Raw genomic sequence first — 16,046 nt, 5'->3', positions numbered from 1 at the left:
TTGGTGGCACGATGCTTGCCCCTCTGCAATGCCTCAGACGCCGCCTTTCTCCACCGCGCGCAGATAGGCCGGACGCGCCTCGATCCAGTCGACAAAGGCGGCGAGCTTGGGGAAATCCGATGCACGGCCTTTGCGCATCGCGATCTGCGCGGGAAAGCTCAGCATGATATCGGCAGCCGACAGCTCGTCGCTGACGAAATGGCCCGACGGGCGCAGCATCTGCTCCATATAGCCGAAGTGATTGTCCTGCTCCGCAGCGATCCGCCCGTGCAGTGGGGCACCTGCATCACCCAATTTTCCGACGTAAAGGTCCAGCAGTATCGGCGTCATCACCGAGCCTTCTGCGAAATGCATCAGTTCGAGGTGGCGAATATACTCCCGCGTGCCGGGTTGCGGGATCATGTGGGGTGCAAACCTGCGGCACAGATGTTCCGTGATCGCACCGCTTTCCGCAATCATCTGGGTATCAATCTCGAGCACGGGTGATTTGCCCAGCGGGTGCAACCGCCGCAGCGCGGGCGGGGCGAGATTGGTGATCGGGTCCCGCTCATAGCTGATGATGTCATAGGGCGTGCCCAGTTCCTCCAGCAGCCACAAAATACGCAGCGAGCGGGACCGGTTCAGGTGATGCAAAGTGATCATCGCGCTACGCTAGGCTCTTTACGGCATTTGGGAAAGCACGCGATGATGACGGACCGTTAAAAATCCGGAGAGGTGCGATGATTATTACCGACAAGGCGGACCTGATCGGCGGGCCGCGGGACGCACAGGGGCCCGGCTGGACCAGCCTGCGGCTGTTGGTACGCTCGGACGCGATGGGATTTTCAATGACCGAAACGCGTGTGCTGCCCGGTGCCTGCCTGCGGCTGCACTACAAACATCACGTGGAGGCGTGTTATTGCATCGCGGGCGCGGGGCAGGTGGCGGAACTGCAATCCGGCAAGGTGCACGAGATCAAGGCAGGCGTGCTTTACGCACCCGATGCGCATGATCTGCACGAGGTCCGCGTGCCCGACGACGGCGAGGCGCTGCACCTGATATGCGTGTTCTCGCCGGGGCTCGAAGGGGACGAGGTGCACGGACCCGACGGCAGCTACCCGCCCGCGCGCGATCAGTCGAGCCGACCGTAAAACGTCATTCGCGCGTTTTCCGACAAGGATACGCCGGGCGCATCGTTATAGGCCAGCACGGCCAACATCCGCGTTGTGTCGCTTTCGTTCGGAGAGACGCGGTGGATGGAATCGCGGCCACGGAACAACACAAGCGCCCCCGGTTCCATCTCCAGCACCTGCGGTGTGCTTTTGCCGTCCAGCAGATCGGCAACGCCATCATAGTTCATGTCACCCGCCGCGGCATCGCGCAGGTTCTTGATATACTCGAACCGGCTTCCCGCGTCCGGCTTCTTGATCAGCAACGTAATCGCAAACGAAGAGTTGTCGAAATGCCAGCCCAGTTCCTGCCCGCGCCGCGCGTAGTGGATATTGATCGACGACAGCGGATCGGCATAGGGGTGCAGGGCGGTCTGACCGGTAACGGCCGCCACGAAAGCGCGGAATTCGGGAGCATCGTACATCTGGCGCAAGGGAGAGCGCGCATCCACGACATCGTCGCAGATGCACCCCTTAGATGACACGACCTTGCGGTTTGCCGGATGATGGGGGGCGTGATCCGCCGTATCCGGGGTCAGGTACACAGAGTGGGATTGGGTGCAGAAATATGCCTCCGGCTCCCCTGTCACGGCTTCATCGCGCATCCGCCTAAGCGCATCGGGCCGGATGAAATCCGCCAGCACTAACACGCCCGCGTCTTCCAGCGTCGCCGCACAGCGGGCGGTGAAATCCGGCGCGGTGATCGGGTGGCGTTCGATATCGATGATGGCGTCAATCGTCATGTGTGCAGTCCTGTGATCCGACCCCCATGCAGCCAGAGCCCGCCGCCCGCGTCAAGAACCTGCGCCGCGAATTAGGCGATGCCGCCCGCTGCTGTTAGCCTGCAGATCCACAAACAGAGGAACCGACCAATGTGTGATGCATGTGTGATGAATGCCGTGAAGGAAAAAATGCTGTCGCGGCGCAGCCTTTTCAAAGCAGGGGCCGCCGGTGTGGCAGCAACAGCCCTGGGCAGCGGCATGACGGGCACGCCCGCTCTGGCGGCAGGCCACGGGTCTGTGTTGGACATGACCCATGAACTGCACGCGGGCTTTCCCACTTATTTCGGAGAGCCGGGATTCGCCGCACGGCAGGTATTCAACTGGGACGAACACAAATTCAATTTGCTGGAGCTGACCGTTAACGAGCACACGGGCACCCATATCGACGCGCCGCTGCACTTCTCGCCCGACGGGCAATCAGTTGCGGAAATTCCGGTCGAAAACCTCGTGGCGCCCCTGTGTGTGATCGATATCAGGGCACGCGCCGCGCAGGACACGGACGCACAGGTAACCCCCGATGACATCAAGGCATGGATGGACGCACACGGTGAAATCCCTGCCGGTGCCTGTGTTGCGATGAATTCCGGCTGGTCCGCCAAGACGGCCACCGATGCCTACCGCGGTACCGATGACGCAGGCAAACAGCACTACCCCGGATTTCACGTCGAAGCCGCGCAAATGCTGATGGAAGGCACCGGCGCTATGTCGATCGCATCCGATACGCTGTCTCTGGATCACGGTATTTCGGCCGATTTTGCAACGCATTACGCATGGCTGCCCTCAGGCCGGTTCGGGATCGAAAACTTGGCCAACCTTGATGCCGTACCGGCGGCGGGTGCCACGCTTGTCATTGGCGCGCCCAAGCATCGCGGCGGTACAGGTGGCCCCGCGCGCATCTTTGCCATGGTCTGACACATCGCGCCTGCGCCAAACGAAAAAGGGCAGCCCGAGGGCTGCCCTTGAAGAGGTAAGGACAAATCCGCGCTTATTGCGGAATGTCGCCTTCGATGCCCTCGACGTAGAAGTTCATGCCGGCCAGTGTGCCGTCGTCTGCGGTTTCACCTTCCGCCAGAAACTCGCTTCCGTCCTGTTTTTTCAACGGTCCGGTGAACGGGTGGTAGGATCCATCCGCGATCGCGGCTTTCATCGCCAGCGCTTCTTCTTTCACATCTGCGGGTACCGCGTCGGAAATCTCACCGATGCCGACCATACCGGCGCCGATGCCGTCCCATGTATCAGTGCTCTCCCATGTGCCATCGATCACGGCCTGAGTGCGCGCAACATAGTAGGGGCCCCATTCGTCAATGATCGACGATACACGGGGGAAGGGGCCGTACTGGGCCATGTCGGAAGCCTGACCAAAGGTCACGACGTTGCCCGCTTCCTGAGCAGCGGCCTGTGGCGCGGTGGAATCGGTGTGCTGCAGGACGACGTCAGCACCCTGTTCGATCAGCACCTTCGCGGCGTCCGCTTCCTTGGCAGGGTCGAACCACGTGTAGGCCCAGACGATCTTGAACTGGACGTCGGGGTTTACCTTGCGGGCGTGGATAAAGGCGGCGTTGATGCCGCGGATCACTTCGGGGATCGGGTAGGAACCGATGTAGCCCACGATATTGGACTTGGTCATCTTGCCCGCGATGTGACCCTGAATGGCGCGGCCTTCGTAGAAGCGGGCCGAATAGGTGGAGACGTTGTCCGCACGCTTGTAACCGGTGGCGTGCTCGAACTTCACGTTGGGGAATTTCTGCGCCACGTTGATCGTCGGATCCATGTAACCGAACGAGGTCGTAAAGATCAGATCGGCACCGTCGAGCGCCATTTGCGTCATCACACGCTCGGCGTCGGGGCCTTCTGGCACGCTCTCGACGAAAACGGTCTCGACCGCATCGCCCAGCTGCTCTTCGACCATCAGGCGGCCCTTGTTGTGCTCGTAGGTCCAGCCGCCGTCTCCGACCGGCCCGACATAGACAAAGCCCACTTTGGTTTTCTCATGGCCGTCCGCGAATGCGGATGTCGCCATGCCAACCACCAGCGCAGCGCCGGTCAGCAGTTTGGTGAAATTCATTGTAGTCTCCCCAGTGGTGGTCCTGCCGGTTGATCCGGTCAGGGGTGATGAGTGGCCTCAGCTCGAGGCGTGGAAAATCCGGCCGAGTGAGCCGGGTGCTGCGGATTTGTCCCGCGACAGGATCACCAGAACGACAATGGTGACCAGATATGGCGACATTGCCAGATATTCGACCGGAATGGCAACGCCCGCTCCCTGCAGATTGAGCTGCAATTGGGTGATGCCGCCAAAAAGATAGGCACCCAGCAACAGCCGCCATGGCTTCCAGCTGGCGAAGACCACCAGCGCAAGCGCGATCCAGCCGATCCCGGCGGTCATGCCTTCGGTCCATTGCGGCACACGGATCAGGCTGATGTAGGCCCCGCCAATACCGGCACAGGCCCCGCCGAACATAATCGCCAGCGTACGGATACGTTTGACCTTGAACCCCAGCGCATGCGCGGCATCGTGGTTTTCGCCCACCGCCCTGAGGATCATCCCGGTGCGCGTGAATTTCAGCACCGCCCACACCGCCGCGACCAGTGCGATGCCCAGATAGAGAATGATGTCATGGGTAAACAGGATCGGTCCGATCACCGGAATATCGGCAAGCGGGCCGAAGTCGATATCGCCCAGCCGCGGCGGTTTGATCCCGACATAGCTTTGACCCAGAAGCGCGGAAAACCCCAGTCCGAACAGGGTCAGGGCCAGCCCCGACGCAACCTGATTGGCAAGTGTGACCTGCGTCAGGAAGGCGAACAGCAAGCTCAGCATCGCCCCGCCCAAGGCCGCCGCCGCGAACCCCGCCAGCGGTGATCCCGTCTCCACGGCGACGGAAAACCCGCAGATCGCGCCGATGATCATCATGCCTTCCACGCCCAGATTCAGAACGCCGGTCTTTTCCACGACCAGCTCGCCCACGGCGGCAAAGATCAGTGGTGTGGCAGCCACCAGAAACCCGGCGACAAACAGAACCGGATTGATTGCAGACAGGTCCATTACGCCACCTCCGCCCGGCCCATGCGGACGCGGTAATTTGTCAAAAGGTCGAACGCCAGCAAGAAGAACAACAGCATCCCCTGAAACACCTGAATGGCCGCGGCAGGCAGGCCCAGATTGCTCTGCGCGATTTCACCGCCGATATAGGTCAGCGCCATCAACCCGCCGGCCAACAGAATGCCAATCGGATGCAACCGCCCCAGAAACGCCACGATGATTGCGGTAAACCCGTATCCCACGTTGAAGTCGATGGTCACCTGGCCTGCGGGACCGGACACTTCGAACAGACCCGCAAGCCCGGCAAGCACACCGGACGTGCCAAGGCAGAACACCACCAGCCGCGTCGGGTTCACGCCGGAAAAACGGGCGGCCCGCGGGGCATCGCCGGTCACGCGAATGGCAAAGCCGAGGCGGTGCCGCGCCAGCAGGACATAGGCGAAGATCACCGCGATAAAGGCCGTCACCACTCCCCAGTGCATGCCGGAGTTCGTGATTATCTCGGCGTTATGCGCGCTGGGATACTGCTGCAGGTTGCGGCTGCCCGGAAAGCCGAAACCTTCGGGGTTTTTCATCGCGCCAAGCGCCATCGAGGCAAGAAATTGCTCTGCGACATAGACCAGCATCAGAGAGACGAGGATTTCGTTGGTGCCGAATTTGACCTTCAGCACCGCGGGGATCATCGCCCAGATCCAGCCGCCAAATGCCCCCGCGAGCACCATCGCGGGAAACAGCAGAGCACTCTCGGCGGGATAGGCGGCAAGGCCCACGCCCGCCCCGAACAGCGCACCCATGATATACTGCCCCTCGGCACCGATGTTCCAGATGCCCGCCTTGAACCCGAGGCTCAGACCGATGGCGATCAGCACCAGTGGCGCGCCTTTGATCAACAGCTGCGGGCGATAGAAGAAGGCAAATTCACCGAACAGGGGTTCCCAGAAAATGGTCCGAATGGCCTCGAAGGGGTCTTTGCCGAGCACCGCAAACAGCAGCCCGCCAAAGATCATCGTGGCAATGACCGCCAGCAACGGGGTTCCCAGCGAAAAGGCACGGCTGGGTTCGGGGCGTTTTTCGAGACGGATCATCGGCGCATCCCTGTGGCTTTGCGCGGCTCAGACATGCGCGACCTCCATTCCATGGGCACCACCCATCATCAGACCGATCTCGTCCACGGTCAGGCCCTGGGCCGGACGCGAAGCGCTCAGCCTGCCTTCGTTGAGTGCGGCAAAGCGGTCCGAAATTTCCATCAGTTCGTCGAGGTCCTGACTGATGACGATCACCGCCGCGCCGTTTTGCGCCAGATCCAGCAGCGCCTGCCGGATCGCGGCGGCGGCAGACGCGTCCACGCCCCACGTCGGCTGGTTGACCACAAAAACCTCGGGCCGCTGCATGACCTCACGGCCGATGACGAACTTCTGAAGGTTGCCGCCCGAAAGGGACCGGGCTGCCGCCGCACTGTTGGGCGTGCGCACATCAAAACGGGCGATCACCTCTTCCGCGAATTTGCGGGCGGCGGGCCAGTCCAGCATGCCGCGCCGCTCGAGACCCTGGCGCACTGCACCGGTCAACATCGCATTTTCCACCAGCGTCATATCGGGGGCCGCGGCATGGCCCATGCGCTCTTCGGGTGCGGCCAGCAGACCGAGTTTGCGCCGCGCCGTGGGGCCCAGCCGTCCGATGTCCTGTCCGCGGTACTCCAGCATGCCCGCGGCCACGGGCCGTTCGCCCGACAGCGCCGCCAGCAGCTCATCCTGACCGTTGCCCGCAACCCCTCCGATCCCCAGCACTTCGCCCGCCCGCAGGTCCAGATCGATACTCTTGAGCGGCATGCCAAAGGCGTTGGGAGACGGGGCCGACAGCGCGGTGAGCCGCAGCAGGGTTTCGCCCAGATCACGCCCCGCGCGGCTCGGTGTCTCGAGCAATTTGCCCACCATCATCTCCGCCATGTCGCGTGCGGTCGTCTCACGGGGTGTGCAATGGCCGACCACCTTGCCCAGGCGCAGGATCGTCGCGCTGTCACACAGGCTGCGTATTTCCTCGAGCTTGTGGGAAATATACAGGATCGCCGTGCCTTCGGCGCTCAGTTTGCGCAGTGTCTTGAACAGGATCTCGACTTCCTGCGGCGTCAGAACCGATGTGGGTTCATCCATGATCAACAGCTTTGGATCCTGCAACAGACAGCGGATGATCTCGACCCTCTGGCGTTCACCGGCGGACAGATCGCCCACGATCCGGTCAGGTGCCAGCGGCAGACCATAGGTCTGCGACACTTCGCGAATACGGGCCGACAGCGCACCCAGTTTCGGCGCGTGTTCCATCCCGAGGGCGATATTTTCCGCCACACTCATGGCATCGAACAGCGAAAAATGCTGGAACACCATGCCGACACCCGCCGCACGGGCCGCGCGCGGTTCTGACGGCGCGAAAGGTGCACCGTGCATCTGCATGTCGCCGCTGTCGGGTTTGACCAGCCCGTAGATCATCTTGACCAATGTCGATTTGCCGGCCCCGTTTTCCCCCAGCAGCGCGTGCACTTCGCCGGGGGCAATCCGAAGCGATACATCGTCATTCGCCACGACCCCGGGATAGGCTTTGGTCAGGCCGGTCAGTTTCAGCAATGGGGTGGTCATGGGTGCACAGCCTTTTTGTCGGGCGCACTATCATCCCGTTGCTGCAAGGTTTTCAAGAGCACAGTGAGCGTGGAATGGGCGATTGCGTCTGGGTGCTTGCCCTGCGCTGGCGTGCCAATGGGGCAATCAATGCGTTCCGGCGTCAGACCTGCAGCCCTCAACCGCTTGAAAAATCGCGTTTTCTTGGTCTGCGACCCAATCAGCCCGCAGCTTGCGAATCCGTGGGTCAAAAGCGCCGAGCAAAGGGCCAGATCAATGTCGTGGCTATAGGTGAATATCAGGTGATGCGCCGTGCGGGGGGCATGTGTCACCAACCGCGGCATGTCGCGTGCGGCAAGCGGGGTTACCGTATCTGGAATGTCGGCAGGAAAACGGGTCATATCGCTGTCGATCCAGCACAGATTAAAAGCACGCAACGGGGCGGCCTGCCGGATCACCGCGCGGCCCACGTGCCCCGCACCCCACACCCACAGATCGCCCAGCGACCGGTCCGGGACGAGCCCGGGGGCAAACCGTGTGGGCTGCGGTGCATCTGGCGCATGCGCGGCCGTGGAATACCGCAGGCTCACCGCGCCGCCACAGCATTGACCCAGATCAGGGCCAAGCGGAATGGTTTCCTCCAGCAGCGGTCGGTCTTTTGCCATCAAGCGCCGTGCCGTTTCGATGGCACGGTATTCCAGCGCACCCCCGCCGATGGTGCCGGTGATGTCGGTCGGGCTCACCACCATGACGGTGCCTGCATCGCGCGGGGCCGAGCCCCGCGTTGCCGTTATCTCGACCGTAATTTGCGTCACGCGCGGGTCCGCGTTACGGCTGCCAATACGGCTTCGGCGGTCGCGGGCGTTTGCAGATCACCGTAGCCATCGCCGCAGGCGCGTATCGCATCGGCCAGCGCGGCCCAGGCGGAAATACCCAACATGAACGGCGGCTCGCCCACCGCCTTGGACCGGTACACCGTCTGCGCGGGGTTTGGCGCGTTCCACAGATCGACGTTGAACACATCGGGCCGGTCCCCGCAGGCCGGAATTTTATAGGTTGCCGGTGCATGCGTCCGCAGCGCGCCGGTGTCATCCCAGACAAGCTCCTCCGTGGTCAGCCAGCCCGCGCCCTGAACAAAGGCGCCTTCCACCTGTCCGATGTCGAGCGCGGGGTTCAGCGACGTTCCCGCGTCGTGCAGAACATCCGCCCGGAGAATCCGGTTCTCGCCCGTCAGCGTGTCAATGACGACCTCGGTCACGGCTGCGCCATAGGCAAAGTAATAGAACGGTCTGCCCTTGCCCGCGATACGGTCCCACTGGATGTCAGGGGTCTTGTAGAACCCCGTCGACGACAGGCTGACGCGCCCTTGATAGGCAAGGCTTGCCGCCTGGGCAAAGCTGATCGTCTCGCCCGGCAAATGCACCTGACCGTCGGCAAACCTGATCTGGTTAGGATGCGCCTGATGCAATTCAGCCAGATGGGCGGCGATGCGGTCGCGGATGGTGTCACAGGCGATTTGAACCGCCATGCCGTTCAGATCGCTGCCCGAACTCGCTGCGGTGGCCGAGGTATTTGGCACTTTGGCCGTGTCGGTCGCGGTGATCTTTATGGAATCGAGCGGCAGACCGAAACGGCTTGCCGCGACCTGGGCGACTTTCTGGAACAGGCCCTGACCCATCTCGGTGCCCCCGTGGTTCAGATGCACGGAGCCGTCCTGATAGACATGCACAAGCGCGCCCGCCTGATTGAGATGGGTAAGCGTGAAGGAGATGCCGAATTTGACCGGCGTCAGGGCGATGCCGCGCTTCAAAACCGGATTTTCATCGTTCCATCGTGCAATCGCGGCGCGGCGGGCGTGATAGTCCGACGTGTCGATGAGCCGCTCCGACAGCGCGTTGATGATGCAGTCCGTGACCGGCTGGTGATAGGGAGTGGTCTGCACATCGACGGGCTCCGGCGCGATTTGCGGCGCATCGGTGTCTGCTTGCGCGCCACGGCTTGCCGCGTCGCTTTGCGGGCGGGGGTCGGCGGGTGCTGCGGTGCCCACGGGCGTGTCCTTCTGCAGCAGGTCACGGTAGAAATTGCGCTGCCGCACCACCAGAGGGTCGAGGCCGAGGTGGGCGGCCACGTGATCCATGACCCGCTCGATCCCCACGATCCCCTGCGGCCCGCCGAACCCGCGGAAGGCGGTGGCAGATTGGGTGTTGGTCTTCAGCCGGTGCGATGTAATGCGCACATCGGCGAGGTGATAGGCGTTATCGGCATGCAGCATGGCGCGGTCGGCGACGGGCAGGCTCAGGTCCATCGCCCATCCACAGCGCGCGTAATGCGTGAAATCCACGGCCGTGAGCCTGCCGTCATCATCAAAGCCCACGTCGTAATCGATGCGAAAATCGTGCCGCTTGCCGGTGATGACCATATCGTCATCGCGGTCGTAGCGCATCTTGCACGGCGCGCCTGTCAGACGGGCTGCGATGGCGCAGGCCACCGCGAGCGCGTTGCCCTGGCTTTCCTTGCCGCCAAAGCCACCGCCCATGCGCCGCGTTTCGACCCGCACGGCATGCATCGGCGTGCCAAGTGCTTCAGCCACCTTGTGCTGTATCTCCGTCGGGTGCTGGGTGGAGCTGTGGACGGTCATGTCGCCATCTTCGCCAGGCAGGGCCATCGCGGCCTGCCCTTCGAGATAGAAATGCTCTTGCCCGCCAACATCGACGCTGCCCGACAGCCGATGCGCCGCCTGCGACAGCGCGTTTGTGACATCGCCCTTTGCGTATATGCGCGGGCCGTCCTCAAAGCGGCTGTCGGCGGCAAGTGCGGCCTCGATGCTCAGGATCGGATCCTGTGCGTCGATCTCGATCTTGCCAAGCCGGGCCGCGCGGCGGGCGGCGAGATGGGACGTGGCAACCACCAGGAAGATCGGCTGCCCCTTGTAGTGGACCGTGCCGTCGGCCAGCAAAGGCTCGTCGTGATTGGAGGGCGATACATCGTTGTCGAAGGGCAGGTCATCCGCTGTCAGCACGGCCACAACGCCCTCGCCGGCCCGCACATCGGCAAGATCGACCTTCTTGAGCGTGCCCCGCGCCGTATCGCTGAGCCCGAAAGCCAGATGCAACGTATTCGCGGGCGTCGGAATGTCGTCAACGTAGCGCGCGGCCCCCGTTACGTGCAGGTGCGCGGCGTCGTGGGGCAGGGGTTTTGAGACGCTCATGCTGTCACCTCATGCAGGTCGGTTGGAGTGCCGAGCAAGCTGTGCACGGACCGCAAGAGCATGTTTTGTGCGGCCTGCATCCGGTAGTGCGCTGAGGCGCGCATGTCGGAAAGCGGTGTGAAATCGTCTTGCAGGGCCTCTGCTGCGGCCTGTGCCGAGGCGAGGCTGATGGGCGCGCCGCGCAATGCGGCTTCGGCGGCCTTGGCCCGCATGGGCGTGCCCGCCATGCCCCCGAACGCGAGCCGTACCTCACCGAAAAGCCGCCCGTCACCGGGCAGATTGAAGCACCCGCAAACGGCGGAGATGTCCTGATCGAAGCGTTTGGAGAGCTTGTGGCAGTGCAAGGTGTCGGTCTGCTTCGGCACGCTGATCGCTTCGACGAATTCGCCGGGTTTGCGGTCCTGCTTGCCGTAGCTGATGAAGAAATCCTCGAGTGTGATCTCGCGCCGGATGTCCCCGCAGCGCAGGTGCAGCCGTGCGCCGAGCGCGATCATGGCGGGCGATCCGTCCCCGATGGGAGAGCCGTTTGCGATATTGCCGCCCAGCGTCGCGGCGTTGCGGACCTGCGGCGATCCATAGCGGCGCAAGAGCGCACCGAGGCTGGGGAAATGCGGATCCAGAGCTTCTTCGAGATCGCGGATCGTGGCCATCGCCCCGATGTGCCAGTGGGTTTCGGTCTGGGTGATGTCGCGCAAGGATGCGCATTGGTTGAGAAAGATGACAGGTCCCAGGTCACGCAGCTGTTTGGTGACCCATAGACCCACGTCCGTGGCGCCCGCGACGAGAGTGGCCTCGGGGGTTGCTTTGTAGATTTCCGCAAGGGTGTCCGTGTCGCGCGGTGCGGCAGGAAAGCGGGGCGCTGCCCCCGCAGCCCTTGGCTGCTCCCCCGGAGTTTTGTCGGCAAGATGAAGGCCGAGGTTGCGCAAGTGGTTGGGAACAGGCGCATTTTCGGCAGCCTTTGCGGCGCGCACGATAGGGGCGTAGCCGGTGCAGCGGCACAGGTTGCCGGCGAGGGCGGTGTCGTGATCGGTGGTGCCTTGCAGGTGGGCGGCGGCCATGGTGACGACGAAGCCGGGGGTGCAGAAGCCGCATTGGCTGGCGTGGTGGTCGATCATGGTTTGCTGGACGGGGTGCAGGGTGCCGTCGGGGGCGGCGAGCCCTTCGACGGTGGTGACGTGTTTGCCTGCAAGCTGCGGCATGAACAGGATGCACGCGTTGAGCGCGTGGCTGCCTCCGGCGTCCGTCACCATGACGCTGCAGGCGCCGCAATCGCCTTCGTTGCAGCCTTCCTTTGTGCCGGTCAAGTGTTTGTTTTCACGCAACCAATCGAGAAGTGTCAGCGTCGGGGACGGGTCCGTCAGGGTGACAGGGGTTCCGTTGAGGTGGAACGAGATTTGCATGGGGAAAACCCCGCCGCGGTACCGGATGTCTGGGGAGGCGGGCGTGTTCGATGCGGCGTAGAACACGGGCCCCTGACGCAGGCTAGAGCCAAGCGGGCGCGCTTGGCAAGGCCGCGGGCGCAGATTTGCGCAGTGACGTGGCACCAGGCGCAGGCAGGTGTCACATCCTGTGCACACGATGTGCACCGCGCGTACACCGCCCGGCAGATCCCCCCTGCGCCGCGCGCGTTTCGCGGTGGCGGCGGCGGGGCGGCTTGGCTAACATCGCGCCATGACCCAGACCCCCCGATTCATTCACCTGCGCACCCATTCCGAGTACTCTTTGCTGGAGGGGGCGCTGCGGCTGAAAAAGCTGCCTGCGATGTGCGTTGACGCGCAGATGCCTGCGCTGGCGCTGACCGATACCAACAACATGTTTGCGGCACTCGAGTATTCCGTCGCGATGACGGGGGCGGGTGTCCAGCCGATCATCGGCTGTCAGGTCGATGTGGAATACGTGCAGGTCGGACCCGGCGAGCGCGCCCGCGATCCCGCGCCGGTGGTGCTGCTGGCCCAGAGCGAGACCGGCTACGAAAACCTGATGAAGCTCAACACCTGTCTTTACGTCGACAAGGACGGCGCGCTGCCGCAGGTGACGCTGGACCAGCTGGCCGCCCATGCCACCGATGTGATCTGCCTGACCGGCGGGCCGGACGGGCCGGTGGGCCGCTTGCTGCAAAACGGCCAGCGCCCCGCCGCGCAGGCGTTGATGGACCGGCTGGCGGCGGCCTTTGGCGACCGGCTCTATGTCGAGTTGCAGCGCCACCCGACCGACAGCGGCCCGCCGGAGGCCGAGCGGCTGACCGAGCGGGGTCATATCGAGATGGCCTATGCAATGGAGCTGCCGCTGGTGGCCACGAACGATGTCTATTTTCCCAAGACCGACATGTTTGAGGCGCATGACGCGCTGATCTGTATTGCGGAAGGCGCCTATGTCGATCAGCAGGACGGTCGCCGCCGTCTGACCCCGCAGCATTATTTCAAATCGCAGTCCGAAATGGTCACCCTGTTCGCCGATCTGCCCGAAGCGATCGAGAACACCGTCGAGATTGCCAAGCGCTGTGCCTTTCAGGCCTATCGCCGCGATCCGATCCTGCCGAAGTTTGCCGATGACGAGGTGGCCGAGTTGCGCCGTCAGGCCGAAGAGGGGCTGCGCGCGCGGTTGGCGATCATCCCGCATGCCACAGAGGTGGCCGAATACGAGGCACGACTGGATTTCGAGCTGAAGATCATCGAGGGCATGGGGTTTCCCGGCTATTTCCTGATCGTTGCCGATTTCATCAAATGGGCCAAGGATCAGGGCATTCCGGTGGGGCCGGGGCGGGGGTCCGGCGCGGGATCGTTGGTGGCCTATGCGCTGTTGATCACCGATCTCGATCCGCTGCGGTACTCGCTTCTGTTCGAGCGGTTCTTGAACCCCGAACGGGTATCGATGCCGGATTTCGACATCGATTTCTGCATGGACCGCCGCGAAGAGGTGATCCGCTATGTGCAGGAGAAATACGGCCGTGACAAAGTGGGCCAGATCATCACCTTTGGCGCGCTTCTGTCGAAGGCCGCGGTGCGCGACATCGGGCGCGTGTTGCAGATGCCCTACGGGCAGGTGGACCGTCTGTCGAAGATGATCCCCGTCGAAGGGGTCAAACCCGTCAGCATCGAAAAGGCGCTGGCCGACGAGCCGCGGTTGCGCGAGGAAGCCCGCAGCGAGGAGGTGGTCGCACGCCTGCTGGAATACGGCCAGCAGGTGGAGGGGCTGTTGCGCAATGCCTCGACCCACGCGGCGGGGGTGGTGATTGGCGATCGCCCGCTGGACGCGCTGGTGCCGCTCTATCAGGATCCGCGATCGGACATGCCCGCCACCCAGTTCAACATGAAATGGGTCGAGCAGGCGGGGCTGGTGAAATTCGACTTTCTGGGTCTGAAAACCCTGACCGTGATCCAGAACGCGGTGGACCAGATCAAGGCGTCGGGGCGTCATCTGCACATCGCCGCCGATGGCACGGAGCTGTTCGAGCCGCCCGAGGGGCTGCTTGACGACATCGCCACGATCCCGCTGGATGACGAGGCGTCCTACAGGCTGTATGCCGCGGCCAAGACGGTGGCGGTGTTCCAGGTGGAAAGCTCGGGCATGATGGATGCGCTCAAGCGGATGAAGCCCACCTGTATCGAGGACATCGTGGCGCTGGTGGCACTTTACAGGCCCGGTCCGATGGAGAACATTCCGACCTATTGCGAGGTCAAGAACGGCAAGCGCGAGCGCGAGAGTGTGCATCCGCTGATCGATCACATTCTCGAAGAGACGCAGGGCATCATCGTTTATCAGGAACAGGTGATGCAGATCGCGCAGGTCATGGCGGGCTACAGCCTTGGCGGGGCGGACCTGTTGCGCCGTGCGATGGGCAAGAAGATCGCCGAGGAGATGGCCAAGGAGCGCCCCAAGTTCGAAAAGGGCGCGATGGAGAACGGGGTCGAGAAGAAGAAGGCCTCGGAAGTGTTCGACCTGTTGGAGAAATTCGCCAACTACGGGTTCAACAAGTCCCACGCGGCGGCCTATGCGGTCGTCAGCTACCAGACCGCGTGGCTCAAGGCGAACCATCCGGTCGAGTTCATGGCTGGCGTGATGAATTGCGATATCCATCTGACCGACAAGTTGGCCGTGTATTTCGAAGAGGTCCGCAAGCGGCTGGAATTGCCTTGGGTGCCGCCCTGCGTGAACCGGTCGGATGCGACGTTCAAGGTTGTTGACGGGGCGCTGGTCTATGCGCTGGGCGCGCTCAAGAACGTGGGCGTGGAGGCGATGCGTCTGGTGACCGAGGGCCGCAAGGTGGAAGGTGTCGACAGGCCGTTTGCCACGTTGTTCGACATGGCGCGGCGGGTGGATCTGAAACGGGTGGGCAAGCGCCCGCTGGAGATGCTGGCCCGGTCCGGCGCCTTTGACCAGCTTGATCCCAACCGCCGCCGTGTCTTTGGCGCGCTGGATGCGCTGGTGGCCTATTCGGCGGCGATTTTCGATCAGAAGGCGTCAAACCAGGTGTCGTTGTTCGGGGAGGCGGGTGACGATCTGCCCGAGCCGCGCATCATGGCGGGCGACGATTGGCTGAGTGCCGAGCGGCTGACCGAGGAGTTCAAGGCGGTGGGGTTCTACCTGTCGGGGCATCCGCTGGATGATTATATGGGGCCGCTGAACCGCAAGTGGGGCAATGACCGCGGTGTGCCGTTCATGACGCTGGACGGGTTGACCGACAAGGTGGCCGACCGCGGGGCGATGAATGCGCGGCTGGCCGGTGTGGTCGCGGGCCGGCAGGAGCGCAAGTCGGCGCGGGGCAACCGGTTTGCCTTTGCCCAGCTGAGCGATCCGACGGGCGCCTATGAGGTGACGCTGTTCTCCGACACGCTGGAGCTGGCGCGCGATCATCTGGAGACGGGATCGAAGGTGGTCGTCACCGTCGAGGCCACGATGGAGAGCGACCAGCTCAAGCTGCTGGGCCGGTCGGTGGCGCCGGTAGAGGCGGCAGTGGCCGATGCGGGGGGCATGGGGCTGAAGATTTTCATCGAGAGCCCGGCCGCGATCGCGGCGGTGTCGGATGTGCTGGCGGGCGCGCGCACGGCCGCGCGGGCGGCGGGCAAGGGGCCGGTGCAGCTGTGCCTGATGGACCCCAGCCTGCCCGGTGAAGTCGAGGTGGATCTGGGCGCGGAATTTCCCGTCACACCGCAGATCAAGGGCGCGATCCGGTCGCTGGGCGGGGTGCTCGAGGTCGAGGAAATCTGAGCACCCGCAGGCATCGGCGTGATCCGGCGGAGCCGGGATGTGACGCGATGG

General features: G+C 63.4%; 12 protein-coding genes and 1 pseudogene. 3 read left to right on the top strand and 10 right to left on the bottom strand.

What is annotated here, in order from left to right; all coding sequences use genetic code 11:
- Positions 1-33: 33 nt before the first annotated feature.
- Complete coding sequence (locus K3756_RS14025) at positions 34-642, bottom strand: glutathione S-transferase family protein (RefSeq protein ID WP_259988422.1); 609 nt, start codon at positions 640-642, stop codon at positions 34-36.
- A gap of 77 nt (positions 643-719) precedes the next feature.
- Between K3756_RS14025 and K3756_RS14020 the strand changes: the two genes are divergently transcribed.
- Complete coding sequence (locus tag K3756_RS14020) at positions 720-1,130, top strand: ectoine synthase (protein WP_259988421.1); 411 nt, start codon at positions 720-722, stop codon at positions 1,128-1,130.
- On the opposite strand, the gene K3756_RS14015 is transcribed toward K3756_RS14020, so the two are convergent.
- Both K3756_RS14015 and K3756_RS19630 read right to left on the bottom strand, forming a co-directional pair.
- A complete protein-coding gene (locus K3756_RS14015) occupies positions 1,112-1,891 on the bottom strand; it encodes a 2OG-Fe(II) oxygenase (RefSeq protein WP_259988419.1) in 780 nt (259 codons plus the stop codon). The genes K3756_RS14020 and K3756_RS14015 overlap by 19 nt on opposite strands.
- A pseudogene (locus K3756_RS19630) lies at positions 1,881-1,961 on the bottom strand (twin-arginine translocation signal domain-containing protein); the annotation flags it as partial. The pseudogene K3756_RS19630 and the gene K3756_RS14015, both read right to left, overlap by 11 nt.
- Positions 1,962-2,020: 59 nt before the next feature.
- Between K3756_RS19630 and K3756_RS14010 the strand changes: the two are divergent.
- Positions 2,021-2,842: a cyclase family protein gene (locus K3756_RS14010; RefSeq protein ID WP_259988417.1), complete on the top strand. Its 822-nt coding sequence runs from the start codon at positions 2,021-2,023 to the stop codon at positions 2,840-2,842.
- A 73-nt stretch (positions 2,843-2,915) separates the two neighbouring features.
- Here the strand turns inward: K3756_RS14010 and K3756_RS14005 are convergent, their stop codons facing one another.
- The 7 genes from K3756_RS14005 to xdhA are packed head-to-tail and all read right to left on the bottom strand — an operon-like array spanning position 2,916 to position 12,187.
- Entirely contained in the window at positions 2,916-3,995 is a 1,080-nt protein-coding gene (locus tag K3756_RS14005; protein WP_259988415.1) for a BMP family ABC transporter substrate-binding protein, read from the bottom strand.
- Positions 3,996-4,052: 57 nt separating this feature from the next.
- Entirely contained in the window at positions 4,053-4,973 is a 921-nt protein-coding gene (locus K3756_RS14000; protein WP_259988413.1) for an ABC transporter permease, read from the bottom strand.
- Positions 4,973-6,055, bottom strand: a complete 1,083-nt coding sequence (locus K3756_RS13995) for an ABC transporter permease (protein ID WP_259988411.1) — start codon at positions 6,053-6,055, stop codon at positions 4,973-4,975. The genes K3756_RS14000 and K3756_RS13995 overlap by 1 nt, the downstream gene beginning before the upstream one ends.
- A gap of 27 nt (positions 6,056-6,082) precedes the next feature.
- On the bottom strand, positions 6,083-7,600 hold the full coding sequence (locus K3756_RS13990; RefSeq protein ID WP_259988409.1) for an ABC transporter ATP-binding protein: 1,518 nt from the start codon (positions 7,598-7,600) through the stop codon (positions 6,083-6,085).
- Complete coding sequence (gene xdhC / locus K3756_RS13985) at positions 7,597-8,394, bottom strand: xanthine dehydrogenase accessory protein XdhC (protein WP_259988407.1); 798 nt, start codon at positions 8,392-8,394, stop codon at positions 7,597-7,599. The genes K3756_RS13990 and xdhC overlap by 4 nt, the downstream gene beginning before the upstream one ends.
- Complete coding sequence (xdhB, locus tag K3756_RS13980) at positions 8,391-10,787, bottom strand: xanthine dehydrogenase molybdopterin binding subunit (RefSeq protein ID WP_259988405.1); 2,397 nt, start codon at positions 10,785-10,787, stop codon at positions 8,391-8,393. Before xdhB ends, xdhC begins: the two co-directional genes overlap by 4 nt.
- On the bottom strand, positions 10,784-12,187 hold the full coding sequence (xdhA, locus tag K3756_RS13975; RefSeq protein WP_259988402.1) for a xanthine dehydrogenase small subunit: 1,404 nt from the start codon (positions 12,185-12,187) through the stop codon (positions 10,784-10,786). The genes xdhB and xdhA overlap by 4 nt, the downstream gene beginning before the upstream one ends.
- 271 nt (positions 12,188-12,458) lie before the next feature.
- Here xdhA and dnaE point away from each other — a divergent pair, with 271 nt between their 5' ends.
- A complete protein-coding gene (dnaE, locus tag K3756_RS13970) occupies positions 12,459-15,995 on the top strand; it encodes a DNA polymerase III subunit alpha (protein WP_259988400.1) in 3,537 nt (1,178 codons plus the stop codon).
- Positions 15,996-16,046: the final 51 nt, after the last annotated feature.

The organism is Sulfitobacter sp. S190 (assembly GCF_025141935.1).
GTDB lineage: Bacteria > Pseudomonadota > Alphaproteobacteria > Rhodobacterales > Rhodobacteraceae > Sulfitobacter.
This window is presented reverse-complemented; position numbering and strand designations above follow the sequence as displayed.